This window comes from Streptococcus sp. HMSC061D10 (assembly GCF_001808865.1).
GTDB lineage: Bacteria > Bacillota > Bacilli > Lactobacillales > Streptococcaceae > Streptococcus.
Genome location: NZ_KV795029.1, coordinates 1 through 26,003, shown reverse-complemented (window position 1 = coordinate 26,003; position 26,003 = coordinate 1). Strand labels below are relative to the sequence as shown.

The 26,003-nt window shown below is 41.1% G+C and carries 21 protein-coding genes; 6 read left to right on the top strand and 15 right to left on the bottom strand.

The window, feature by feature from the left end; translation table 11 throughout:
- Positions 1 to 78: 78 nt before the first annotated feature.
- Positions 79 to 855 (top strand): polyphosphate polymerase domain-containing protein, encoded by a 777-nt coding sequence (locus tag HMPREF2728_RS09455; protein WP_075227764.1) that lies wholly within the window; start codon positions 79 to 81, stop codon positions 853 to 855.
- The gene (locus tag HMPREF2728_RS09450; RefSeq protein WP_075227763.1) at positions 848 to 1,531 is read left to right on the top strand and encodes a DUF4956 domain-containing protein; all 684 of its coding nucleotides are present in this window, start codon (positions 848 to 850) and stop codon (positions 1,529 to 1,531) included. The genes HMPREF2728_RS09455 and HMPREF2728_RS09450 overlap by 8 nt, the downstream gene beginning before the upstream one ends.
- Positions 1,532 to 1,668: 137 nt before the next feature.
- Here HMPREF2728_RS09450 and HMPREF2728_RS09445 read toward each other — a convergent pair whose 3' ends face one another.
- The 3 genes from HMPREF2728_RS09445 to HMPREF2728_RS09435 form a co-directional block, all read right to left on the bottom strand.
- On the bottom strand, positions 1,669 to 2,232 hold the full coding sequence (locus HMPREF2728_RS09445) for a sugar O-acetyltransferase (RefSeq protein ID WP_070461115.1): 564 nt from the start codon (positions 2,230 to 2,232) through the stop codon (positions 1,669 to 1,671).
- Positions 2,233 to 2,488: 256 nt separating this feature from the next.
- On the bottom strand, positions 2,489 to 6,151 hold the full coding sequence (gene rpoC / locus HMPREF2728_RS09440; RefSeq protein ID WP_075227762.1) for a DNA-directed RNA polymerase subunit beta': 3,663 nt from the start codon (positions 6,149 to 6,151) through the stop codon (positions 2,489 to 2,491).
- A 32-nt stretch (positions 6,152 to 6,183) separates the two neighbouring features.
- On the bottom strand, positions 6,184 to 9,786 hold the full coding sequence (locus HMPREF2728_RS09435; RefSeq protein WP_075227761.1) for a DNA-directed RNA polymerase subunit beta: 3,603 nt from the start codon (positions 9,784 to 9,786) through the stop codon (positions 6,184 to 6,186).
- Between the two features lie 431 nt (positions 9,787 to 10,217).
- Between HMPREF2728_RS09435 and HMPREF2728_RS09430 the strand changes: the two genes are divergently transcribed.
- Complete coding sequence (locus HMPREF2728_RS09430; RefSeq protein ID WP_060956258.1) at positions 10,218 to 11,075, top strand: 5'-nucleotidase, lipoprotein e(P4) family; 858 nt, start codon at positions 10,218 to 10,220, stop codon at positions 11,073 to 11,075.
- Positions 11,076 to 11,217: 142 nt separating this feature from the next.
- Here the strand turns inward: HMPREF2728_RS09430 and HMPREF2728_RS09425 are convergent, their stop codons facing one another.
- The 10 genes from HMPREF2728_RS09425 to HMPREF2728_RS09380 form a co-directional block, all read right to left on the bottom strand.
- Positions 11,218 to 12,720: a zinc ABC transporter substrate-binding protein AdcA gene (locus HMPREF2728_RS09425; protein WP_075227760.1), complete on the bottom strand. Its 1,503-nt coding sequence runs from the start codon at positions 12,718 to 12,720 to the stop codon at positions 11,218 to 11,220.
- Positions 12,721 to 12,729: 9 nt separating this feature from the next.
- On the bottom strand, positions 12,730 to 13,536 hold the full coding sequence (locus HMPREF2728_RS09420; RefSeq protein ID WP_075227759.1) for a metal ABC transporter permease: 807 nt from the start codon (positions 13,534 to 13,536) through the stop codon (positions 12,730 to 12,732).
- Entirely contained in the window at positions 13,529 to 14,233 is a 705-nt protein-coding gene (locus HMPREF2728_RS09415) for a metal ABC transporter ATP-binding protein (protein WP_075227758.1), read from the bottom strand. The genes HMPREF2728_RS09420 and HMPREF2728_RS09415 overlap by 8 nt, the downstream gene beginning before the upstream one ends.
- Complete coding sequence (gene adcR, locus HMPREF2728_RS09410) at positions 14,233 to 14,673, bottom strand: zinc-dependent transcriptional regulator AdcR (RefSeq protein ID WP_075227757.1); 441 nt, start codon at positions 14,671 to 14,673, stop codon at positions 14,233 to 14,235. The genes HMPREF2728_RS09415 and adcR overlap by 1 nt, the downstream gene beginning before the upstream one ends.
- Before the next feature lie 244 nt (positions 14,674 to 14,917).
- Positions 14,918 to 17,128, bottom strand: coding sequence for a cell surface ecto-5'-nucleotidase Nt5e (nt5e, locus tag HMPREF2728_RS09405; protein WP_083280578.1), 2,211 nt, complete (start codon positions 17,126 to 17,128; stop codon positions 14,918 to 14,920).
- Positions 17,129 to 17,269: 141 nt separating this feature from the next.
- Positions 17,270 to 18,538 carry a D-alanyl-lipoteichoic acid biosynthesis protein DltD gene (gene dltD, locus HMPREF2728_RS09400; protein WP_075227756.1) on the bottom strand — a complete coding sequence of 423 codons (1,269 nt, stop codon included), beginning with the start codon at positions 18,536 to 18,538 and terminating at the stop codon, positions 17,270 to 17,272.
- A complete protein-coding gene (gene dltC / locus HMPREF2728_RS09395) occupies positions 18,531 to 18,770 on the bottom strand; it encodes a D-alanine--poly(phosphoribitol) ligase subunit DltC (protein WP_075227755.1) in 240 nt (79 codons plus the stop codon). Before dltC ends, dltD begins: the two co-directional genes overlap by 8 nt.
- A gap of 13 nt (positions 18,771 to 18,783) precedes the next feature.
- The gene (gene dltB, locus HMPREF2728_RS09390; RefSeq protein WP_075227754.1) at positions 18,784 to 20,028 is read right to left on the bottom strand and encodes a D-alanyl-lipoteichoic acid biosynthesis protein DltB; all 1,245 of its coding nucleotides are present in this window, start codon (positions 20,026 to 20,028) and stop codon (positions 18,784 to 18,786) included.
- Positions 20,025 to 21,575 (bottom strand): D-alanine--poly(phosphoribitol) ligase subunit DltA, encoded by a 1,551-nt coding sequence (gene dltA / locus HMPREF2728_RS09385; RefSeq protein WP_075227753.1) that lies wholly within the window; start codon positions 21,573 to 21,575, stop codon positions 20,025 to 20,027. Before dltA ends, dltB begins: the two co-directional genes overlap by 4 nt.
- 20 nt (positions 21,576 to 21,595) lie before the next feature.
- Complete coding sequence (locus tag HMPREF2728_RS09380) at positions 21,596 to 21,727, bottom strand: teichoic acid D-Ala incorporation-associated protein DltX (protein ID WP_000358457.1); 132 nt, start codon at positions 21,725 to 21,727, stop codon at positions 21,596 to 21,598.
- Between the two features lie 238 nt (positions 21,728 to 21,965).
- Here HMPREF2728_RS09380 and hslO point away from each other — a divergent pair, with 238 nt between their 5' ends.
- Both hslO and dusB read left to right on the top strand, forming a co-directional pair.
- Complete coding sequence (hslO, locus tag HMPREF2728_RS09375) at positions 21,966 to 22,838, top strand: Hsp33 family molecular chaperone HslO (protein ID WP_060956266.1); 873 nt, start codon at positions 21,966 to 21,968, stop codon at positions 22,836 to 22,838.
- Positions 22,825 to 23,805, top strand: coding sequence for a tRNA dihydrouridine synthase DusB (gene dusB, locus HMPREF2728_RS09370; protein WP_049503091.1), 981 nt, complete (start codon positions 22,825 to 22,827; stop codon positions 23,803 to 23,805). The genes hslO and dusB overlap by 14 nt, the downstream gene beginning before the upstream one ends.
- Before the next feature lie 43 nt (positions 23,806 to 23,848).
- Here dusB and HMPREF2728_RS09365 read toward each other — a convergent pair whose 3' ends face one another.
- Together HMPREF2728_RS09365 and HMPREF2728_RS09360 are read right to left on the bottom strand one after the other, a co-directional pair.
- Positions 23,849 to 24,535, bottom strand: a complete 687-nt coding sequence (locus HMPREF2728_RS09365; protein ID WP_075227752.1) for a YoaK family protein — start codon at positions 24,533 to 24,535, stop codon at positions 23,849 to 23,851.
- A 211-nt stretch (positions 24,536 to 24,746) separates the two neighbouring features.
- Entirely contained in the window at positions 24,747 to 25,439 is a 693-nt protein-coding gene (locus HMPREF2728_RS09360) for a hypothetical protein (protein ID WP_075227751.1), read from the bottom strand.
- A gap of 282 nt (positions 25,440 to 25,721) precedes the next feature.
- On the opposite strand from HMPREF2728_RS09360, the gene HMPREF2728_RS09355 reads away from it, so the two are divergent.
- Positions 25,722 to 25,952, top strand: coding sequence for a hypothetical protein (locus tag HMPREF2728_RS09355; protein ID WP_049549587.1), 231 nt, complete (start codon positions 25,722 to 25,724; stop codon positions 25,950 to 25,952).
- Positions 25,953 to 26,003 lie beyond the last annotated feature (51 nt).

Here is a 26,003-nt window from a genome sequence, read left to right as displayed (position 1 = left end):
ACCCCCCTCTAGAATTGTAGACAAGCAAGTTCACCTGGTTTAAAAATAGTATAACTGAAAGCAAGAGGAGAAAGACTTATGAAACCATTAGAAACAACTTTTAAGCGGATTGAAACCAAATATATTATCTCCAAAGATAAACTAGACAAACTGATTCAAGATTTAAAGGAATATTTAGTAGAAGACGACTATCCAATTTCAACTATTTCAAATATCTACTTTGATACGGAAGACTTTGCTGTGCTCCAAGATGATGATTTTGGAAATAATCGAAAAGAAAAGGTTCGGATGCGGACCTATCTCAGCCAACCCAAAGCAGATAGTCAAGTATTTTTAGAAATAAAAACCAAGGACCAAGAAGGAGTTGGTCGCAAATTTAGACTACTCTCAACTCCTATTTCTATCCTTAATTTTATGACCAAAGGGCACTTGGATGCTAGTATTACTGATACAGTCGTCATTGAAAAAGTGAAAAAGCTTCATCAAGATTACAAGCAGGCTATCAAGCCTCGTATGTACATCTACTACGATCGTTATTCATTAAAAGAAAAAAAATACATCGAGGGCTACGACTATAATAAGATTCGTATCACCATTGACCAAAATCTAATCTATAGAGATGAAAATGTCAGTCTCTTTGCAGGAAATCAAGGGGCCCCTCTATTAGATGACAATACTGTGATTATGGAGATTAAAGCTCCTGGAAACAAACCTCAGTGGTTACAAGATATTCTAGACAAGTATGGTTTGATGGAGCACAAATTTTCAAAATACAGTTGTGCTTACCACAAATCTCAAGGCCTTCCTTATGCACCACATCCCAGTATAGAAAGCGCAGGTACCGCTTATGCTTAATCTATTTAACTCAATTTTCAACAACATCACTGCAAGTGCAGACCCCTTCCAACTACTGCTGGCACTTCTAGTCAGTCTAGTCCTCGGTTTGGCACTTACTTGGACCTACAAATATCGGACCCTCTACACCAGAGAATTTGCTATCAGCTTGACTCTACTCCCCTGCCTTATGACCTTGGTTATTTTTCTGGTCAATGGGAGCTTGGGTACTTCAATTGCTGTAGCCGGAACTTTTAGTTTGATTCGTTTCCGTTCTGCAACTAGTGGTTCAAGAGAACTGATTGCTATTTTCCTTGCCATGATTATCGGTCTAGCTTGCGGAACAGGCTATCTCTTCCTAGCAATTCTCTTCACTCTCTTTATCTTGGGCGTTTGGTTCCTTTTGGAAAATCAACAAGTCAAAACTGACAATCAACGCCGTAGACTTTTGACAATCACGGTAGCTAATCAAGAGAAAATTCAAGGTGCTATCCAATCAGCTCTTGACCAATTCTGCTCAGAAATTGACATGATTACAATCAATAGCACAAATGCAGGGGACAACCTTAGCATTGTCTATGAAGTCGAGCTAAAAACAGAGAGCGATGATTTCCAAGTGACTAGCTATCTTACACAAAATATTGATCAGTGCGATGTGGCATTAACTAAAAAAGCTAAAAAGAGAAAGAATCTCTAAAGACGAAAAACGAGGCTGGGATAAAAATTCCAACCTCGTTTTTTTGCTAGCAATAAGTTTTTGATACTATAGCTGATTTGCCTCTTAGACTCCAAAAAACTACTTTAACAAAACTTCATTTTCTCTTTCTACAACCTTTAATTTCCTTTAACTGGAATCTCTTTGATAACTCGTGCTGGATTTCCTGCCAGAACGACATTATCTCCAAAAGATTTAGTAATGACCGCTCCTGCTCCTGCAACGACATTATCCCCTAAAGTAACACCCGGTAGGACAATGACACCACCACCTGCCCAAAAGTTCTTGCCAATCGTGATTGGTTTCCCAAATTCTAATCCCGAGTTTCGTTCATCGGGATCCAGCGGATGAAGAGGTGTTAAAAACTGACAATTAGGACCAATCATGGCATTATCACCAATAGTAATCGGACATACGTCCAACATGGTCAAATTCCAATTGGAATAAAAATTTTCTCCCAGATGAATATTGACCCCGTAATCTACCATCAAGCGAGTGTTGATGTAGAGATTTTCACCAGTAGAACCAAACCATCCTTTGATGATTTCCATACCTTTTACTGGATCTACCTCTTCATTAAAAGCGGCTTGCTTTTGTCGCGCTGTTTGTGCTAGAGAACGGAGGTCTGGGTCGAATGGGTGATAGGGTTCTCCCGCGATCATTTTTTGATATTCTGTTTTCATGTTTTAATTTCCTTGCTTTTTTAGATGATTGTAGCATAGTATTGTATCTCGAGCAAGTTAAAATAAGTCGCTCTTTATGAATTGAAAATGTGAGTAGAACGCAAACCTAACATTAAATACAAAAAGCGAACAAATCCAGTTTTCTGACAATCAGAATTCTGCCTTGTTCGCTTTTTTACCTAATATATAATGTTTAAGAATTTATAGTGAATGTTTTCTAAAGTCCTTTTTATATCAGACCTTAAGTAACACCTACTTATTCGCTTACTTCAACAGTTTCAACAACTTCTTCTACAGTCGTATCAACTGGAGCTTCTTCTTGTGAAGCTGCTAGGTAAGACTCTTCGTTGACTGCTTGTGGTTCAAGGTTACGGTAACGTGCCATACCTGTACCAGCTGGGATAATCTTACCGATGATAACATTTTCCTTAAGACCAAGGAGATGGTCTTTCTTACCACGGATAGCTGCGTCTGTAAGGACACGAGTTGTTTCCTGGAAGGAAGCTGCTGACAAGAAACTATTTGTTTCAAGTGAGGCTTTGGTGATTCCCATAAGGACTGGACGACCAGTCGCTGGCACTCCACCTGCGATAAGAACATCCTTATTAGCATCTGTAAAGTCGTTGATGTCCATAAGAGTTCCCATGAGAAGATCTGTGTCTCCTGGATCCATAACACGAACTTTACGGATCATTTGACGAACCATTACCTCGATGTGTTTGTCACCGATTTCTACCCCTTGGCTACGGTAAACTTTTTGTACTTCACCGAGTAGGTAAGTTTCAACTGATAAGACATCACGTACAGCAAGGAGACGTTTTGGTTGGATTGAACCTTCTGTCAATGCTGCACCACGAGAGACTTGGTCCCCAACTTCAACACGCATACGAGCTGTAAATGGTACCACGTATTCGCCTTCTCCAGTTTCACCCTTAACGAAGACTTTCTTAGTACGAGTTGAAGCATCTTCTTCGATAGCAGTAACTTGTCCTTTGACCTCTGTGATAACCGCTTCCCCTTTAGGATTGCGGGCTTCAAAGATTTCTTGGACACGAGGAAGACCCTGAGTGATATCGGTATTTGAGGCAACCCCACCCGTGTGGAAGGTACGCATTGTAAGCTGTGTACCAGGTTCCCCGATAGATTGAGCAGCGATTGTACCAACTGCTTCACCAACTTCAACCGCATCACCAGTCGCCAAGTTGATACCATAACAGTGACGGCAGACACCATGACGAGTGTTACATGTAAATACAGAGCGGATAGTCACTTCTTCAACACCAGCATTGACGATTTCACGCGCCTTGTCTTCTGTGATCAATTCATTTGGACCGATGATAACTGCACCAGTTTCTGGGTGTTTAACAGTTTTCTTAGTGTAACGACCATTGAGACGTTCTTCAAGAGACTCAATCATCTCTTTACCTTCAGTAATAGAACGGATCAAGAGTCCACGGTCAGTTCCACAGTCATCCTCACGGATGATAACGTCTTGGGCAACGTCAACCAAACGACGAGTCAAGTAACCTGAGTCGGCTGTCTTAAGAGCCGTATCGGTCATACCTTTACGGGCACCGTGAGTTGAGAAGAACATTTCGAGTACTGACAAACCTTCGCGGAAGTTTGAAAGGATTGGCAATTCCATGATACGTCCGTTCGGAGCAGCCATCAGACCACGCATACCGGCAAGCTGTGAGAAGTTTGAGATGTTACCACGGGCTCCAGAGTCCATCATCATAACGATAGGGTTCTTAGGATCTTGGTTGGCAACCAAACGTTTCTCCAATTTTTCACGAGCAGCACGCCATTCAGCTGTAACAGCATTGTAGCGTTCATCGTCTGTGATCATACCACGACGGAACTGTTTGGTGATTTGTTCTACACGTTTGTGTGATTCTTCGATGATTTGAGCCTTGTCTTCAACAACTGGAATATCGGCAATACCCACTGTCAATCCTGCAAGCGTTGAGTGGTGGTAACCGAGGTTCTTCATACGGTCAAGTAGGGCAGAAGTTTCTGTCGTACGGAAACGTTTGAAGATTTCAGCGATGATATTTCCAAGGTTTTTCTTCTTAAATGGAGGGTTCAATTCAAGTTTGCTAATCGCTTCCTTGATATCTCCACCCAGTGGCAAGAAGTATTTATCCGGAACGCCTTCTGTCAAGTTGGCATTGTTTGGCTCTTGCAAGTAAGGTAGGCCTTCTGGCATGATATCGTTGAAGAGGATCTTACCAACAGTTGTAAGCAAGACTTTATGTTTTTGCTCTTCTGTCCAAGGTTTGTTGAGGCTGTCTGTTGCGATACCAACACGTGAGTGGAGGTGAACATAACCATTGCGGTAGGCCATAACAGCTTCATCACGGTCTTTGAAGACCATTCCTTCACCTTCACGGCCAGCTTCTTCCATGGTCAAGTAGTAGTTACCCAATACCATGTCCTGAGATGGAGTAACAACTGGTTTACCATCTTTTGGATTCAAGATGTGCTCAGCAGCCAACATCAAGATACGTGCTTCGGCTTGAGCTTCTTCTGAAAGCGGTACGTGGATGGCCATTTGGTCCCCGTCAAAGTCGGCATTGTAGGCTTCACAGACAAGTGGGTGCAAGCGAAGGGCCTTACCATCAATCAAGACAGGTTCAAAGGCTTGGATCCCCAAACGGTGAAGGGTCGGTGCGCGGTTAAGAAGTACTGGGTGTTCTTTGATCACTTCTTCGAGGATATCCCAGATACGCTCATCTCCACGTTCTACCAAACGTTTAGCCGCTTTAACGTTTTGCACAATATCACGAGCTACGATTTCACGCATGACGAAAGGTTTGAAGAGCTCGATCGCCATTTCACGTGGCACACCACACTGGTACATCTTAAGAGTTGGACCAACGGCGATAACAGAACGTCCTGAGAAGTCAACACGTTTACCGAGCAAGTTTTGACGGAAGCGTCCTTGTTTACCTTTGAGCATGTGGCTCAATGATTTAAGTGGACGGCTACCTGGTCCTGTGATCGGACGACCACGACGACCATTGTCAATCAAAGCGTCAACCGCTTCTTGAAGCATACGCTTCTCATTTTGAACGATGATACCTGGTGCATTCAACTCCAGCAAACGAGCTAGACGGTTATTACGGTTAATAACACGACGGTAGAGGTCGTTCAAGTCAGATGAGGCAAAACGGCCACCATCCAACTGCAACATTGGACGAAGATCTGGTGGAATAACTGGAAGGATGTTGAGAATCATCCATTCAGGTTTATTTCCAGACTTGTAAAATGCATCCAAAACATCCAAACGACGGATGGCTTTGATACGTTTTTGTCCAGTTGCTGTTTTCAATTCTTCTTTAAGTTCAGCAATTTCTTTTTCAAGATCTACTTGTTTCAAGAGGTCTTGGATAGCTTCGGCACCCATTTTAGCAACGAATGAACCGTAGCCATATTCACGCAAGCGCTCACGGTATTCACGCTCTGTCATGATAGACTTGTGCTCAAGTGGTGTATCCTTTGGATCAATGACCACATAAGCTGCAAAGTAGATAACTTCCTCGAGGGCACGAGGGCTCATATCAAGGGTCAAGCCCATACGGCTTGGAATCCCCTTGAAATACCAGATATGAGATACAGGAGCTTTCAACTCGATGTGTCCCATACGTTCACGACGAACTTTTGTACGCGTTACTTCAACACCACAACGGTCACAAACAATCCCTCTATAACGAATGCGTTTGTACTTACCACAAGCACATTCCCAGTCTTTTGTAGGACCAAAGATGACTTCGTCAAATAGTCCTTCACGTTCTGGTTTCAACGTACGGTAATTGATTGTTTCAGGTTTTTTGACTTCTCCATAAGACCATGAACGGACTTTACTTGGAGAAGCTAGTGTGATTTGCATACTTTTAAAACGATTTACGTCAACCACTATTTCTTCCCTTTCTATTCTAAGTGAGCTACTTATTCTTGTTCAGTAGCTTCTTCTGTTGCTTCCGCTTTTGCACCTTCTTCAGCTTCAAAAGCAGCTTTTGCTTCTTCAGCAGCTTTTTTACGTGCTTTTTCAAGGTCATCTACGTGGATGACATCTTCGTCCATGCCCTCGTCAAGATCACGAAGTTCAACTTCTTGATCATCTTCGTCAAGAACACGCATGTCAAGACCAAGTGATTGCAATTCTTTAACAAGAACTCGGAAGGATTCTGGAACACCTGGTTTTGGAATTGGTTTTCCTTTTGTAATAGCTTCATAGGCTTTCAAACGTCCGTTGATGTCGTCAGACTTGTAAGTCAAGATTTCTTGAAGGACATTTGAGGCACCGTAGGCTTCAAGCGCCCAAACCTCCATCTCACCGAAACGTTGTCCACCAAACTGAGCCTTACCTCCGAGTGGTTGTTGCGTAACTGTTGAGTATGGTCCGACTGAACGAGCGTGCAATTTATCATCAACCATGTGGTGGAGTTTGATCATGTACATGACACCAACTGACACACGGTTATCAAATGGTTCACCAGTACGTCCATCGTAAAGGATGGTCTTGGCATCGCTATCCATACCTGCTTCTTTAACAGTTGACCAAAGATCATCAGAACTTGCTCCGTCAAAGACTGGTGTTGCGATGTGAATACCAAGGGTACGAGCTGCCATACCAAGGTGAAGTTCCATAACCTGACCAATATTCATACGTGATGGCACCCCAAGTGGGTTCAACATGATATCGACTGGAGTTCCATCTGGAAGGTAAGGCATATCTTCTACAGGAACGATACGAGAGACAACCCCTTTGTTTCCGTGACGTCCGGCCATCTTGTCTCCGACCTTAATCTTACGTTTTTGAGCGATGTAAACACGAACCAGCATATTAACACCTGATTGTAATTCATCACCATTTGCACGTGTAAAGATCTTAACATCACGAACAACACCATCGGCACCGTGGGGTACGCGAAGTGAAGTATCGCGAACTTCACGAGATTTGTCTCCGAAAATAGCGTGCAAGAGACGTTCTTCAGCTGAAAGGTCTTTTTCACCCTTAGGTGTTACTTTACCTACAAGGATATCCCCTTCTTTAACCTCAGCACCGATACGGATAATACCCATTTCGTCAAGGTCTTTAAGGGCATCTTCACCAACGTTTGGAATTTCACGAGTGATTTCTTCAGGCCCAAGCTTTGTATCGCGTGTTTCTGATTCGTATTCTTCAAGGTGGACAGATGTATACACATCATCTTTAACCAAGCGTTCGCTCATGATAACGGCATCCTCGAAGTTGTAACCTTCCCAAGTCATGTAGGCAACGATTGGGTTTTGTCCAAGTGCCATTTCTCCATTTTCCATAGAAGGTCCATCAGCAATGAAATCACCTTTTTCAACGATATCGCCAACTTTTACGAGAGTACGTTGGTTGTAGGCAGTACCTGAGTTTGAACGACGGAATTTTTGGATGTGGTAAACATCCAACGAGCCATCTTCACGACGAACTTCTACCTTGTCAGCATCTGCATAGGTAACCTTACCACCATGTTGTGCAATAACTGCAGCTCCTGAATCATGAGCTGCTTGGTATTCCATACCAGTACCCACGTAAGGTGCTTTGGGATCAATCAATGGCACAGCCTGACGTTGCATGTTGGCACCCATGAGGGCACGGTTGGAGTCGTCGTTTTCCAAGAAAGGAATACATGCTGTCGCAACGGCAACTACCTGCTTAGGAGAAACATCCATGTAATCAACACTTGACGCTGGATATTCTTGGTTAACCCCTTGGTGACGTCCCATGACAACTTTTTCAGCAAAAGTGCCATCTGCGTTCAATTTAGAGTTAGCCTGTGCTACTGTGAACTCATCTTCTTCATCGGCTGTCAACCAAACGATTTCGTTGGTTACTTTTCCAGTTGCACGGTCAACCTTACGATATGGTGTTTGAATGAAACCATACTTGTTGAGGTGCCCGTATGAAGACAAGTTGTTGATCAAACCGATGTTTGGCCCTTCAGGTGTTTCAATCGGACACATACGACCATAGTGAGTGTAGTGCACGTCACGCACTTCATATCCAGCGCGGTCACGTGTCAAACCACCAGGTCCTAAGGCAGACAAACGACGTTTGTGTGACAACTCAGAAAGTGGGTTGTGTTGGTCCATGAACTGTGACAATTGAGAAGAACCAAAGAATTCTTTGATAGCTGCAGTTACTGGACGGATATTGATAATTTGTTGTGGTGTTAGTACTTCGTTATCTTGAACAGACATACGTTCACGAACGTTACGTTCCATACGTGAAAGTCCAAGACGCACTTGGTTGGCAAGCAATTCACCGACGGCACGGATACGACGATTCCCGAGGTGGTCGATATCATCGATACGACCGATGCCTTCAGCCAAATTAAGGAAGTAGCTCATTTCAGCAAGGATATCTGCCGGAGTGATAGTGCGAACCTTATCATCTGGATTTGCATTACCGATGATTGTTACAACACGGTCTGGATCAGTTGGTGCAACAACCTTGAATTTTTGAAGAACAACTGGCTCTGTTACTACAGCAGCATCATTTGGAATGTAGACAATCTTGTTCAAGTCGCCATCCAAATGGCTTTCAATGCTTTCAATCACACTACGAGTCATGATTGTACCAGCTTCTACCAAGATTTCTCCAGTTTCAGGATCTACCAATGGTTCAGCAATAGTTTGGTTGAGCAAACGTGTTTTAACATTGAGTTTTTTATTGATCTTGTAACGACCAACTGCAGCCAAGTCATAACGACGTGGGTCAAAGAAACGAGCTACAAGTAAGCTACGTGAGCTTTCAGCAGTCTTAGGCTCACCTGGACGAAGGCGTTCGTAGATTTCCTTCAAAGCTTCGTCTGTACGAGAGTCCATTGGGTTCTTATGAATATCTTTTTCAACAGTGTTACGAACAAGATCGCTGTCACCAAAGATATCAAAGATTTCATCATCGCCTGAGAAACCAAGCGCACGAACTAAGGTCGTAAATGGAATTTTACGAGTACGGTCGATACGAGTATAGGCAATATCTTTTGAGTCGCTTTCAAGTTCCAACCAAGCTCCACGGTTAGGGATAACAGTTGAACCGTAGCCCACTTTACCATTTTTGTCTACCTTGTCATTAAAGTAAACACCTGGAGAACGTACCAACTGTGATACGATGATTCGTTCACCACCGTTGATGATGAAAGTCCCCATCTCAGTCATGATTGGGAAATCACCAAAGAATACTTCCTGGGTTTTAATTTCGCCAGTTTCTTTGTTAATCAAGCGGAAGGTTACAAAGATAGGTGCTGAGTAGCTGGCATCATGGATACGAGCTTCTTCAAGCGTATATTTAGGTTCTTTGATTTCGTAGCCAACAAATTCCAACTCCATTGTGTCTGTGAAGTTTGAAATTGGCAATACATCTTCAAACACTTCCTTCAGACCATGGTCTAGGAAATCTTTGAATGAATCAGTTTGAATTTCAATCAAATTTGGTAAGTCAAGAACTTCTTTGATTCTTGAAAAACTACGACGGGTACGATGTTTCCCGTATTGAACGTCATGTCCTGCCAAGATGATTCTCCTTTTTAAATAAAGTTCCAAGCTTAGTGATCTAAGCTAGTAAATATCGTTAGAGGGTTCTAAAAACCCTATCAACTTATCCCCCTCGACTAATTTTCAGAATCTTTAAATCTTTGTTACAAAGATCGAAAAACCTGAAAAAAAGCACAAAAAGAGCAGCTAAATCCGACTTTTTCAGGAGATTTAACTGCTGTGAGCCTTGTCCGGACAATATTTCAGACAAAACCTACGACAAATGATTATTTATATTATACCCTATTTAGCTAGATTTTTCAAGGTCTTTTAAAGATTTTTCTCTTCCGTAAATCCGTTAATTATCAGTATCTTTCTTTGAAAAACCAAGTCCATATTTAGGAAAACGCTTGCCTTAACTATTTCCCCATGCTATACTGTTATTGAAATTAATAGACAGGAGACATTTTATGAAAACAGCTAAAACCACTGTTACAGTCGTTTCTGCACTTGCATCTGTCATCTTATTGACCAGCTGCGCTACAAAATCCACAGAAACACAAACATCCGCTAATAACTCATCTGACAATCAGATTACAATGACTTACGACCAGTTACGGTCTAGAGAAAATACCATGTCAACTCTCTGGTATCAAAAAGCAGCTGAAACAAAAGCTTTGTATCTACAAGGCTATAATGTTGCTACAGATCGTCTAAAGGAATTACTGAAAACAGAATCAGACAAGCCTTATTCGATTGTTTTGGACTTGGATGAAACAGTCTTAGACAACAGTCCTTACCAAGTTCAAAATGTCAAAGATGGAACAGCATTCACACCTGAAAATTGGGATGTTTGGGTCCAAAAAGCTGCAGCTAAAGCCGTCCCAGGTGCTAAAGATTTTCTTCAGTTTGCCGATCAAAATGGTGTCCAAATCTACTATATTTCTGACCGCTCAGTTGACCAAGTAGATGCTACCATTAAAAATCTAGAAAACGAAGGTATCCCTGTACAGGGACGTGACCATCTCATGTTCCTAGAGAGTGGTGTAAAATCTAAAGAAGGTCGTCGCCAAGCTGTTCAAGAAAAAACAAATCTTGTGTTACTATTTGGTGATAACCTTGTAGACTTTGCAGATTTTTCTAAAACTTCTGAAGCTGATCGTGACAAACAACTTGAAGAATTGCAAAAAGAATTTGGTGAAAAATTCATCATCTTCCCAAATCCAATGTATGGATCATGGGAAACGGCAGTTTACGGTGGTAACAAACTAGATGCCAAGGGACAAGTAGAAGAACGCGAAAAAGCTTTACAAGGCTTTGACAAATAAAGTAAGCTTGAAACTGAATAAATTTATAAGCACATAAATAGGGACAATGGCTCTTCAACTTACAAAACTCAAAAAAGCGGACAAGAGAGGATTCTGATAACCAGAAAACTTTCCTGTCCGCTTTTATCATGTGATTCGTATCTTAATGAGCCAACATTTCTTGGGCAATTTCCTGACCAGATAAGTTATCTGGATAATAGGTTGGCCAGTTGTCCATCTCTTCAAAGAGGGCTTCTTGGCTAGTACCTCCAAAGAAGATATGGAAATGCTCTGCCTTAACTGGGGCGATATTGTGGTCGCTAAACTGAACATACTTAAATTGTCCAGCGTCCGCATCTGTCGCTTCAAAGAGGTAGCGAACACCTCGATTGCCTTTCTTATAAGTCAAGATTTTCTTGCCAACATACTTGTAAGTATATTTCTTACTTTGGTCGCCTTGGATAAATTCCATGGTGTTATCCGTAATGTTAATCTTGGTCACATCTGTTTGATAACCTTTTTGATAGTAAGCTTTATACTCATCCTTGGTCATCTTGCCAGTCAACTTAGACTTGTAATCAAAGACTTGGTCTAGAGTACCATTTTCAAGGAAAGGATAAACAGACTGCCAGTTACCAGTATAGTCACTCAAGGTGCGATCCTTAACATCTGCATCCTCAAAGTAACCATTTTGAACCGTTTTAGTTTCCTCGGCTTTTTCTGGCTCAATTTCTGCCCCTGCCTGGTCAGTTGTTTGCTTGAGGGCCTTGAGATTTTTCTCCATGATAGAGATATAGTTCTCGCCGTCCTTCATATCCTCTTCGGTCAAGCTTTCCAGAGGATTTAGAACGTCTAACTTAACTCCTGTTTCTTTTGAAAGAGTATTCGCTAGAGCTTGTGAGGCATTTTCTTCAAAGTAGATATAAGAGATCTTATTCTTCTTGATATATTCGGTCAATTCTGCCAAGCGGCTTGCTGAGGGTTCCGCATCTGGTGAAAGTCCTGAGATAGAGACTTGATTGAGTCCGTAGTCCAAGGCAAGATAACGGAAGGCTGCATGTTGAGTCACAAAACTCTTTTGTTTTGCACTAGAAAGTCCTTCAGTATAGGCCTTGTCCAGAGCTTGCAATTTCTCGATATAGGCAGCTGCATTTTGCTCAAAGGTTGCTTTTTTATCAGGATAGTCAGCTGATAAACTGTCACGGATGTGCTCTACAAGCTTAATGGCACGCGCAGGAGACAACCAGACGTGAGGATCATACTCGTGATGATGACCTTCTTCACCATGGTCATGGTCCTCCTCTTCTTCACTTCCTGGAAGAAGCAACATATCTCCAGTCGCCTTGATTGTTTTTACTTTTTTCGCATCTAGGGAATCTAACAATTTGGGAACCCAAGTTTCCATGTTTTCGTTCTCATACACAAAGGCGTCGGCGTCTTGGATCTTAGCGACTGCCTTAGGAGATGGTTCATAATCATGTGGTTCTGTCCCTGCCCCAATCAAGAGCTCGACATTGGCTGTATCGCCTGCTACTTGCTTGGTAAATTCGTAGACAGGGTAGAAAGTTGTAACGATGTTTAATTTCCCGTCTGCCTGTTTTTGATTGGAACAAGCCACTAAGAATACCGTCACAAGACTTGCAAAAAGTAGGCCTAGTTTTTTCATTTTTTTCTCCTATTTGATAAAACGTTTGAGTAAGCTGACTAATAAAAAGACAACTACAAAGATAAGGGTGATACTTGCACTCGGTGGTGTCTCTGCATAATAGGAAATATAGAGTCCCGCAACCATGCCCAGAAAGCCAATGGCGCTAGCAAGAATCATCACCGAACTAAAGTTCTTCCCTAAACGCAAAGCAATACTAGCTGGCAAAACCATGATGGTTGATACCAAAAGTGCCCCTGCAGCTGGAATCATAAGAGCAATAGCCACACCCGTCACCATGTTAAAGAGGATAGACATGGTACGTACAGGTAAACCATCTACAAAAGCTGTGTCCTCGTCAAAAGTTAAGATGTACATGGGTCTTAGAAAGAGGAAGGTCAGGATTAAAACAACCGCTGCAATGACAAAGAGCCCAATTACCTGCTCTTGACTAATAGTCACGATAGAACCAAACAGGTATTGGTCCAGACTCATAGAACTAGAGCTCTTACCTTTACTCATAACAATAAGTGAAACTGCAAGTCCTGTAGACATGAGAATGGCTGTCCCAATCTCCATAAAGCTTTTATAAACCGTGCGTAGGTATTCAAGGAAGACCGCTGCAATCAAGACAATCACAATGGTTGAGATGGTCGGAGAAATCCCCAAAACCAAGCCAAAGGCAACACCTGAAAGGGAGACGTGACTCAGTGTATCACTCATAAGACTCTGGCGACGCAAGATAAGGAAGGTCCCCAGAACCGGTGAAAAGAGACTCATGGCAATAACTGCCAAAAAGGCTCGCTGCATAAAATCATAAGACAATAGATTAAGCATGTTCCACCTCCTGATCATTTTCATGGACATTGAAACAACGCCATGGCGAATCTTGGTCACGAACAAGGTGGATATTACGATCTGCGTAATCCTTAACTTCTTCAGGATCGTGAGTAATCATCAAAACAGCCTTGCCATGATGGTGGGCACTATGGTGCATGAGCTCATAAAACTCATCCTTAGTTCCCGCATCCATCCCTGTCGTCGGCTCATCCAAGATAAAGATATCAGGATCTGAAGCAAACATACGTGCGATAACAGCCCTTTGCTTTTGCCCGCCAGAGAGGGAGCCAATGCGTTTATCCCGATGTTCCCACATACCAACAGAGTTTAAACTAGCCTTGATATGTTCCTCATCATGGGCATTCAAACGACGGAACCAGCCCTTTCTTGGGTAGCGACCTGATTTGACAAATTCATAAACAGTACTTGGAAACCCTGCATTGAAACTAGCAATTTGCTGAGGAAGATAGGCAATTCTTAATTTTTTCCCATGAATATTTGTCTTTGAGATGGTTACTTTCCCAATTCTCGGTTGTAAAATACCTAGACTAGCTTTGATAAGAGTCGTCTTAGCTGCTCCATTTTCTCCTGTCAGTGTGACAAATTCCCCACTATCAACACTGTAATTGATATGCTCAAGAACAGGTTCCTTGTCATAATAGAAGGACAAATCCTCTACTGTGATGTATCTCATTACTTGATTTCTCCTACTAAAGCAGTTAAAAACCGCTGGATAATTTTTTGTTCGTTTGGTGTGAACTGAGTGGCAACCTGCTCATAAGTAGAGAGGGTATGCTCATGATGATGGTGGTGTTCCTCAGCAATTGGTCGTGCCAAGTCTGTCAATTGATAGAAGATAACGCGAGCATCCTTGGGATCCTTAGATGTCTCCAACATCCCCTCCTTGACCAAGGATTTGATAGCCTTGGTAACGGCAGCTTGACTGATATTGAGACGACGCGCCAACTCAGAGTTGGTTAGCAACTCCTCTGATAAAAGCATGAGAATATGCTCCTGGGTATTGGTCAAGGCCACATCACTCGTGCAATGGCCAATCAAAATTTCATGCTGATTTTCAGCTTTTAAAATAATCTCATTTAAAAATTGATCGATATCTTTTGCCAACTGTCTCATGATTTGCTCCTTTCTCAGAACGGAATTTCTATAAATACAAGGTTTTTATACTCTTCGAAAATCAAATTCAAACCACGTCAGCTTCACCTTGCCGTACTCAAGTACAGCCTGCGTCTCGCTTCCTAGTTTGCTCTTTGATTTTTATTGAGTATCACACCATTCCTTTACTAGTTAAGTATATCACATCCAAGCAAGGAGTCAAGAAAAAAGATGAAAACACCTGAGATGTTTTCATCCTTTAGAATTATTTTTCTTGTTTGCGGCTAGTCCAGAGGGCTGTCGCTCCAAGAATCATACCCAATAGCATCATGAAAATAGATTGTTCACTACCTGTATTCGGAAGTATTTTTTCTGATACGACTGTCTTATTGACAAATTTATCTGCAACCTTATAATCAACTTTTACAGTAGATGTTTGGGCAGGAGTTGTTCCCTGATTTTTTCCTGATGGAGTTGTTTTTGTTGCTGAGTCCTTCTCAGTTTTAGCTGGAGTTGTCTCTTGAGTTTTTCCTGGCTTAGTTGCATCATTTCCTGATTTAGCCGGAGTTGTTCCCTGATTTTTTCCTGGCTGAGTAGGAATTATTGCTGGATCTTTTTCTGGTTTAGCCGGATCTGTTGCTGAATCTTTTCCTGGTTTAGCTGGACCTTGCTCTTCTGGCAGTTTAAATGTTTTTGAATCCACAGAAATCGTGCGTGAGTTTGGATTTACCTTTTCATACTGAGTCAAATCAGCTGTTTTAAGGTAATCTTCAAAGGCAGCATCCATTGATGGGCCTTCTTCTCGAGCTCCACCAAGCATGGTATAACCATCACCACCTGCTGCAAGGAAGTCATTGGTTGCTAGGTAGTAGACTTTTTCCAAATCTAGTTTTTCATAAAGACCAGTCGCACGATTCTTAACTTGAATAGCCAAGACACGTTTGCCTGCAGCTAGATTTGTATCGTAATAGACCTTGGCTCCTGAAATCTGTAAGAATCCACCACTTGGTTCTAGCAATGGTTGACCATTTTCATCCAAGACAGTTTTTCCTGCCTTATCCACCTGCAAGATAGATCCTAGTGATTTTTCAAACATGTCAAAAACTTGCTGACCAGTTACTTGGATTTGTGAGATTGTGTTTCCAAATGGTAAAACCGCAATGACATTTCCTTTTGTAATTGGTTTACCCTTGGCAATCGTTTCACGCAAGCCACCACCATTTGTCACAGCGATATCTGTTGGATGACTGAAGCCTGTTTGACCATACTGGTAGAGAGAATCCGCGACGACATTTCCAAGGTTGGTTTCGCGGACACGGACATTTTCACGGTCACCGTTCAATTCAACTGGGCTATTTGAAACAACTTCTACAGCATTTTCAGCGTCATACTTTTGTTTGATGTCCTTGACAAGTTTTTCAATTTTTGGATTGGCTTCCAATTTCTTAGCATCAGCAGCTGCAATGAGTGAAGGATTACCTAATAATTGTCGAGATTTGTAAGTGATTTTTCCGACATTATGGAGATAGCTTCCTGTCTGGTTGTATGTCACATTGTCTCCATAGGTAGTAGATTCTACTGTATGAGAGTGACCATCAATCACTGTAACACGCTTACCTTTCAACAAAGGATTTTTTGAAAGTGCTTCTGCAAGTGTTGAACCACGCCATTCTACAGGTGTTGTTGTATCAACTCCCAAGTGAGCGAGAACAACATAGTGTTTGTAGTCTTTGCCTTCTGCCAAGGCTTTAGCTTGAATTTCTTCGATAACCTTGTTGACCTCTGCAATAGGTTCTGTAAAGGTTACGCCTTTAACATTTTTAGGGTGGGTCTTAGTAGCTGTTTCAGGTGTTGTCACACCGATGACGACAAACTCATCACCTTCAACATCCTTGTTCTTATCAACAATTGTTGCTGCTTCAAATAGACGAGCTCCATTTACATAAGTATTCGAGCTGAGCAGTGGAAAGTTCAAGATTTCTTTGTATTTTTTAGCTTCGTCAAGTCCAAAGTCAAACTCATGATTTCCTACAGCCATAGCATCGTAGCCCATCTCGTTTAGGATTTTGGCACGAGCTTCACCCTTTGTAGAGTTTGAAATCGGCAGACCTTGGAAGGCATCACCTGCATCCACTACTAGAGTCGTTTGGTTGCCCTTTTCTCGCTCCTTCTCAATAACTGTCGCGAGCTTGGCATCTCCAATTACTCCTTTTTCTTCTATGATACGACCATGCACGTCATTGGTATGCAAGATAACAGTATCTGCTTCTTCTTTTTGAGGTGCAACCTCTTCAGCTGGTGTTGCTGGACTTGTAACAACCTCAGGAGTCGCTGCCACTACTGGTGCTTCTGCAGTGCTCACAACTTCTGTAGCTTCTGAAGTACTAGTACTTTCTTCAGCATAGACTTGTCCAGCTAAAAAGGCTGGAGCTAATAGGGCTGTCGATAGGACAGGCAACAAAAAACGTTTATTCATATTGAAATCCCTTTCTCTTCTTTCTTCTACCATTATACGCTATTTAGCATCATTTTAAAACTTTTAACCTTTTTGAAGGTAACCTATCCGACATTTCATAAAAAAAGTCTGAACAAAAAGCTCAAACTCTTTTCTATATTATTATTGAAAATCTTTGATGTTACCATCGTAATCCGCCCAATCTTGACTAAAGAAACGATCATTCATTTGGTAATTAAGTTCGGTTGTTGGATTGCTCAAAAAAGGATTTACAACCTTATCAAACGCCAACCAGCCCAACCAACCAATATGAATCGTATCCTTGACAAAATAAGGTTCATCACCGTTTTTTGAAAAATCAGCAATATTGGTGAAACCTTGACTCTCCAACTGGTAACGAATTTTTTCGACAGAGTGTTGATACATTTCCTCACTCAAACCTGTATAGTCCATCCATTTTTTATTGACAGGTTGAAAGACAAAGAGTACATTGACCTTAGATTTGGCAAATTGATCGAGCACTAACTGCAAATCATTGTATTCCCTTGACTGGAGGAAGTTGTAATTTTTTTGATACCCTTCCCACTTTTTCAAATCCTTCTTTAGTTGAGTATTATAAAAGTGGTTCTCCATTCCCAAATCATTATTAGTCGTGTTTTCTTCTGCATCCTTACGCGCAATATTTTCCAATTCTTCATAAGAAAATTGTTCCGGGAGACTGCTCAAATATTTCTCAACATGATCTTTGTACTTTAATCGACCTCGAATCGAGAATTGACCAAAAATAGCTGACTGTTTCTCATTTATTTGCGACGAAATATTAATCATACTTTGGTCGAACTCTGATAATTTTTCTCCTTTGGCCAGCTTCTCAACAATCCTCTTCATCGGAACTCTTGGATTTTGCTTTAAGAGTCTATTAGCCGCATATTGAGAGGCTACATCCCCAGATTGATTCTCTAAAAAGGCCGTCAATTGATCATTGTTAAAATAGGTTTGAAAAGTAACCGAATCTTGATCTTCCTTTGTAAACCACTGTGGAGAGATTACAAATACCGCTTGCTTTTTTTCAAGCTCGGATGTGATTTGTTGTATCCCAAAATACTGGCTGAGGGTGGCTGCTCCTGCCTGCCCCATAAAGTAAGGTCGATAAGAACGGTCATATTTTTCAGCTAGTACTGCCGGATGCATACTATCAAAACGAACCCATTCACTTGACCCAAAGAAAGGGACAAAACGCATATTAGGGTCTGTTAGAGCTCTCACTTTTTGGCTTCTCTCCTTAAAGCTCTCTGTACTAACAGAAGCCGCAGAGTATTTTTCCTCCATGAGATTATGACTTGGGCTACTTGGATAGAAACAGATAAGAAGAAAAACCAATAATCCCGCTACAAAGATAGGCCCGAAGATTAGCCACAGGCGTTTAAGCATTCTTTAGCTCCGTAATTCCTGCTATGATTTTGTTAGCCGTATTCCAGTCATCACGACCAAATTCTGTAACTGGGACACGAATATCAAAGCGATTTTCGATTTCCACGATCAATTCAACTGTTCCCATACTGTCCAAGACACCCGCATCAAAAAGATCCTCATCCATCATGTCAGAAACATCTTCCATAAACAATTCATCAATAATTTCAATAACTTCTGATTTGATATCCATTTTTTAATTCCTTTTATTTTTTAAACCATAAATCATTCAAAAATCCAGAGAAGATTAAGAATGAAATCATCACGACATGGAAGGTTATAACCATGCCAAGCAACTGAACCCAGCGATTCTCAGGCAAGGGAGCTTGCCCTGCTTTCTTACGTTCTTTATTGAGCGTTTTTTTCTTTCGAACCCAAGCATCATTAATCACTAAACCTAACCCATGAAAGAGCCCATAAACGATATAAAACCATGTTATCCCATGCCAGAACCCCATAAGGAGCATGTTCAAGATATAGGCGACACTTGAAGTCACATTTCGACTCTTAAAAAGCTTCTTTCTCGTCATCACCATGACCATGCGCATAAAGACAAAGTCACGAAACCAGAAGGATAAACTCATGTGCCAGCGATTCCAAAACTCTTTCAAATCTCTTGACAAGAAAGGTTTGTTGAAGTTAATCGGACTACGAATTCCCATCAGATTTGAAATAGCTATAGCAAACATAGAGTAACCTGCAAAGTCAAAGAAGAGCTCCAAACCAAATGTGTACATGATGGCCACTACATAATAGTTAAAGACGCCACCTGTTTGTAAAGCTAAATTCTTTAGCGGTGGTAATAAAATCTCGCCTAAAATATGAGCTAGGATAAATTTATACAGAAATCCCCACATGATATACCGAACGGACTCAGCTAGCATATCCATCAATTCATCGCGTTCTGGAATCGTCTGATAATTTTCATTAAAACGTTTGAAACGATCAATGGGACCACTTGAGAAAGTCGGCATAAAGAGAAGAAAACGCAAATATTCCCACATTTTCAAATCCTTTATGACTCCATCTCTAAGTTCGATAATGATTCCTACCGAACGAAAGGTTAAATAGGAGATTCCTACAAATCCTAGTAGAGACTGTGTGCCATTAATAGCTGGTTGCACCTTGACAAAGATGATGGGAAGCAATGATAATAGACTTACTAGATAGAAAGTCCATTTACCGTCTCGACCTTTTCGATACTGCTTGTAAAAAAGAACCAACAAGATTTGCCAGATTAGATAGATCCCTAAGGCAGCCAATTGATTGGTCTTGCCACCCGTCAACATGGTAACGATAAAGAACAGACTAACCAGTATTTCATACCAAGCAAAGCGTTTTTTGAAAAAAAGACCGATAAAGATTGGCAAGGTAGCAGTAATCACGTACAAAAAGTACTGCGGATTCCCATACGGCTCAATATGAGGCAGCTGTTTCAGGAAATCCATCATCTATTATTCACCTCGTTAATCAATCCTTTGATGTCAATCTTGCCATTTGGAGTCAATGGCAATTCCTCTCTGTAAAGAAACTTAGATGGCATCATGTAAGACATCATAATATCTTCCAAGTCTTCCTTGATAGCTTTCGTGATATCAATGTCGCGCTCAAATTGTTCTTTGATGCCATCTTTTAAGATAACATAGGCTAAGAGGTTTTGGACCTTGTGATCCTTGTTGTAACGTGGAACTGCAACAGCAGATTCAACGTACTTGGATTTGTTCAAGTTTTGAGAGACATCCTCTAGTTCAATGCGATAGCCATTAAACTTGATCTGGAAGTCCATCCGTCCACCGTAAAGAAGAAGACCTTCATCTGTCATAGTTCCAACATCTCCAGTGTGGTAGGCTGGCAAACCTTCAAATTCGAAGAAAGATTCAGCTGTTTTTTCAGGATTATTCATATAGCCTTTTGAAACAGCAGGTCCAGATACGATGATTTCCCCTTGTTCCCCATTTGGTAATTTATTACCTTCTTCATCAACGATAAAGGTTGGTGAATCAGATTTGGTGTAACCAATCGGAAGACGTTTCAAGGTTGCCAACATTTCATCTGTAACAGCAACTGCTGACAAAGCCACCGTCGCTTCCGTTGGCCCATAAGCATTGATGATACGTGCATTTGGGAAACGCTCGCGCAATTTTTGAGCAGTTTTAACTGTCAACTCTTCTCCATCAAAGTAGAAATGGGTAATCCCTGGCATCTTTTCAGCATTGAAATCTTCAGACAGCATGGCCATATCTGCAAAAGATGGCGTTGAAGTCCAGATAGCAATCGGAAGTGAAAAAATGGTCGTAAAGAGTTGCTTAAAGTCTTGAGTAAGGGCTGATGGGAGGGCAAAAAGCGTTCCTCCAAGAGCCAAGGTCGGTGCCCAATACATGACAGACAAGTCAAAGGAATACGGTGGTTGCGCCAACATTTGTGGACGCTCTGGCGTCGCAAATTCCTTGTCCGTAATCATCCAGTTGGTAAAGCTGAGCAAATTAGCATGCGAAATTTGCACCCCTTTTGGTTTTCCAGTTGTTCCTGATGTAAAGATGATGTAGTAGTTATCATCCCCCTTGACCGGATGCTGCAATTCATAAGCTTTTTGAGCTGCATAGGCTTCATGCACCTGCTCCAAGGACAAGGTTGGAACAGCTGGGGTTTCGATTGGAAACTCTGAAATAGCAATGATCAAGCTTGGTTCGGCAACCTCCAATATAGCTGAAACTCGTTCCAAGGCCGAATGGCTATCGATTGGAATATAGGCATGACCTGACTTAGTCAGAGCTACAAAGGTAGCCAACATTTCATACTCCTGACCACCAAAGACCACAACAGGTGACTTTTCAGGAAGTCCCATTTGGTCAATATGGGCTGCTAAGCTATCTGAATCAGCCTTCAATTGGCCATAGGTATGCTCTTCTCCAAGGACATTGTAGACCGGAAAATTAGGCTGCTTTTGAGCATAATGCTCAATGGTTTCAATCATATCTTTTATCGGCTTATTAGACACGATGATTCTTCTCCTTTAAACTAAAATTCATTGTAAATAAAGCTTCCCTGACTTTGTCCTAGGTAACTAAAAAAGTAAAGCAAACCAAGTAGAACAATAAAATACAGGACAGTTTGTCCTAAAAAAACATAGATTGGTTTCTTTTTATCCATAATTAACTTCTTTTTGTAAATTTTCAATAATTTTATGCAAATATACATTTACTATTTTTTCTTGTTCCCATTTTACCACTTTAGTCTCTTTATTTTCAACTGTTTACCATTTTTAAAGAGTACATTTTAGCCTATTTTAGTTTTTTCTTCATAATTTTACTGATATAAATAAATCACTTTAAAACGATAGTAGGCACCCCACTCCCCCTTTGGGCATTTTTATGCTAAAATAGTAGCTATGGATAAAATTATAAAAACAATATCAGAAAGTGGATCTTTTCGTGCTTTTGTTCTAGACAGCACTGAAACCGTCCGCACTGCTCAAGAAAAACATCAAACCCAAGCTAGCTCAACTGTGGCACTCGGCCGTACCCTTATCGCTAGCCAGATTCTCGCAGCCAATGAAAAAGGAAATACCAAACTAACAGTTAAGGTGCTGGGAACTAGCTCTCTAGGTGCCATTATCACGGTCGCTGATACCAAGGGGAACGTCAAAGGCTATGTTCAAAATCCTGGTGTTGACATCAAAAAGACTGCAACTGGTGAAGTCCTAGTTGGACCTTTTGTTGGTAATGGCCAATTTCTGGTTATCACAGACTACGGTACTGGAAATCCTTACAACTCTATGACTCCCCTCATCTCGGGAGAAATCGGTGAAGATCTAGCTTTCTACCTAACAGAAAGTCAGCAGACCCCTTCTGCAGTCGGCCTCAATGTCCTTTTGGATGAAGACGACAAGGTCAAAGTCGCTGGTGGTTTCCTCGTTCAAGTTTTGCCAGGAGCCAAGGAAGAAGAGATTGCTCGCTTTGAAAAACGTATCCAAGAGATGCCAGCTATTTCGACTCTTCTAGAAAGCGATGACCATATCGAAGCCCTTCTCAAGGCTATCTACGGAGACGAACCATACAAACGTCTGTCTGAAGAAGAAATTCGTTTCCAATGTGACTGTAGCAAAGAACGTTTTATGAAGGCTCTTTCTAGTCTTCCAAGCTCAGACTTGCAGGAAATGAAGGACGAAGACCACGGGGCGGAAATCACTTGTCAATTCTGCCAAACTACTTACAACTTTGATGAAAACGACCTGGAGGAACTCATTCGTGACAAATCTTAATACACCTTTTATGATTGGCAATGTTGAGATTCCCAATCGTACCGTTTTAGCACCCATGGCGGGAGTAACCAACTCTGCCTTCCGTACCATTGCAAAAGAGCTTGGAGCTGGACTCGTTGTCATGGAAATGGTCTCTGACAAGGGAATCCAATACAACAACGAAAAAACTCTTCACATGCTTCATATCGATGAAGGCGAAAACCCAGTCTCTATCCAACTTTTTGGTAGCGATGAAGACAGCCTAGCACGCGCAGCAGAATTCATTCAAGAAAACACCAAGACCGATATCGTTGATATCAACATGGGTTGCCCAGTTAATAAAATCGTAAAAAACGAAGCTGGGGCTATGTGGCTCAAGGACCCAGATAAGATTTACTCTATCATTAACAAAGTTCAATCTGTCCTTGATATCCCCCTTACTGTCAAAATGCGTACAGGCTGGTCTGACCCATCCCTGGCAGTTGAGAATGCTCTAGCTGCCGAAGCTGCAGGTGTCTCTGCCCTCGCTATGCATGGACGTACACGTGAACAGATGTACACTGGGCACGCTGACCTTGAGACTCTTCATAAGGTTGCACAAGCTCTAACCAAGATTCCATTTATCGCTAACGGAGACATCCGTACGGTTCAAGAAGCCAAACAGCGTATCGAAGAAGTCGGTGCCGACGCCGTTATGATCGGACGCGCAGCCATGGGAAATCCTTACCTCTTCAATCAAATCAATCATTACTTTGAAACTGGAGAAATCCTGCCTGATTTAACCTTTGAAGACAAGATGAAAATTGCCTATGAACACTTAAAACGCTTGATTGATCTCAAGGGAGAAAAGGTTGCGGTCCGTGAATTCCGTGGCCTCGCTCCTCACTATCTCCGTGGAACATCTGGCGCCGCTAAACTCCGTGGAGCTATCTCACAGGCAAGCACACTTGCAGAAATTGAAGCTCTCTTACAGTTAGAAAAAGCATAAACGTATAAAAATTGGCAAATCTCAATTTGAGATTTGCCAATTTTTATATATTTTCATCTTGCAAATCTAGCTGCTTCACTCTAGCAATATAGTATGCCATAATCAACAACAAATTAAAGCTGACAATCCAAATAGACCATTCATGGAAAAAATGCATAGATACAGCCAAGCTAATGGCCCCCACTACGAAACTACCTACAACAATACCATAGTTCAAGGCTTGTCGACGATATTCTTGAACATCTCCTTCTCCTCTAACGATGCGATACAAAGCAGTCAACATTTTTCGGTAATTTCCAGACGTCATAAAAATGACATAAGGATGATCTTCAATCAAACTACCCGTAAATGTTAGCAGCATCATTCCAGTTCCAAAAGCAATAAAAGGAACTTCTAATAGAGGAAAGCGGGAAAAGAAGGGCAGAACAAGAGTCCCGATAAATAAGGGAAGCAGCATCTTAACCCGCCAATAGGCTGTTTTACGATATTCTTTCATGTGTAAGGCAAAAAGAAAGCCTAGGGAAAAGAATATAATCGAGCAGAATCGCAACATGGTATTGATGACATGTGAATCGTGCCAATCTGATATCAGTAGGAGGATATTCCCTGTCTGTGTTGCCACCAAACTATGGTACTGGATGTGACAGAATACATCCAAAGAACCACCGATAAAGCCAAGAAACACTCCCATGAGCCGTGTGTTTTGAGGTAAAATTAATTTATCCGTCATTGATTCATCACTCGTTTCCCTTTGATTTTTTCATTATACCACTTCTCTCGGAGAAACTAAGTGAAAAATGGTCAGTTCAGGTAGACATGATTACATATACTCCTAAGTTAGTCTCATCTCTGGAGTTCATTTATGACGTCTTATCAACTTCAAATGCTGTAGGTACTCATCAACTGAACTATTTTTAAACAAATTATTTCTGTACTGAAGTCTATGGCTTAATCAAAATAACACTTGAAACAGTACCATCTGCACCTGTTGTAATTTGGATGACTTTTCCACCACCTACTTCAGCATTGTATTTCCCATCATCAAGGGTATAAGAATAGCTTTGGATAGAGTAGTTTTCTTTCTTGCCATCAGCAGATTCTACTGTAAATTGACCAGCTGATGAAACAGTGATCGTTTCACCATTCGCACCCTTCCAATTTCCAGCCGCAGCCGAAAAATCTTTGTCTACCATAGTCAAGACACCTTTATAACGTTTGTTGTGCTCTGCTTGCTTGTCTTGGAGTTTGCGATCAGTTGCTGGATCATAAGCTGACTGATTCGATTTTGCTTGTGTTCCTTGTTGATTGGATGGGGCTTGAGAAGGGGTTTGCTTAGCAGAAGGTTCTTGACTTTGTTTTGTTTCTGGTGCTGGTGTTGCTTGCGATTGGTTAGCAGTAGTCGTTGACTGATCAGAAGATGATGATTTAGCTTTTTCTGTTGAAGCTGAACTTGAGGACTTCTGAGTCTTGTTCTCTTTACTTGAAGAACTTGCCTTAGAACTAGAAGATGCTTGTGTTGTCTTGCTAGAACTATCACTTGCAGTATTCTCTTTCTTATTGCCACAAGCCCCCAATAGTAATGTTGAAGCGAGTACAGTTGCAGCCATTAATTTGATAGAAGTTTTATTTTTCATTTTATGCTCCTTTTGTAACATTTTTGAAATGTTAAGAAATACTTTTGTAACATTATTGTAATATTTGTTTTTGAATCTGTCAACTATTTATCTAAAATTTTTTAGAATTATTTTTTAGTACATTTATTTCCTTATCCCTCCTATATCTTTTATTCGTAAAGAATTTAAAAAAACAGGAAAATTTTTCCTATGAGAATACTATATTTTATACGTGTAATCGCTTGCATTTTTTTCTTGAAGGGCTATAATAAAATTGAAATAGGATATTGGAGGTGTAAGCTTATGTTAAGCAAATATTACAAGTATCTTCCTTGGGTGATTTTAGATGCTTTCGTTTCTTATGGGGCAGCTACTCATTACGCTCAAACAACATTTGATTTGTTCTACCTAACTGCCATTTTCATGATTGTCTACGTGGCTTTATTGTATTTACACGAAACCTATTTAAAATATAAATACAAAGATTTATTCATTCGAATCATGAGCAATTCAAAGAAAGATAAACATCCTTAAACAAAAAGAGGTCGGGAAAAATTGTACTGACCCCAAAAAGTTAGACAATTA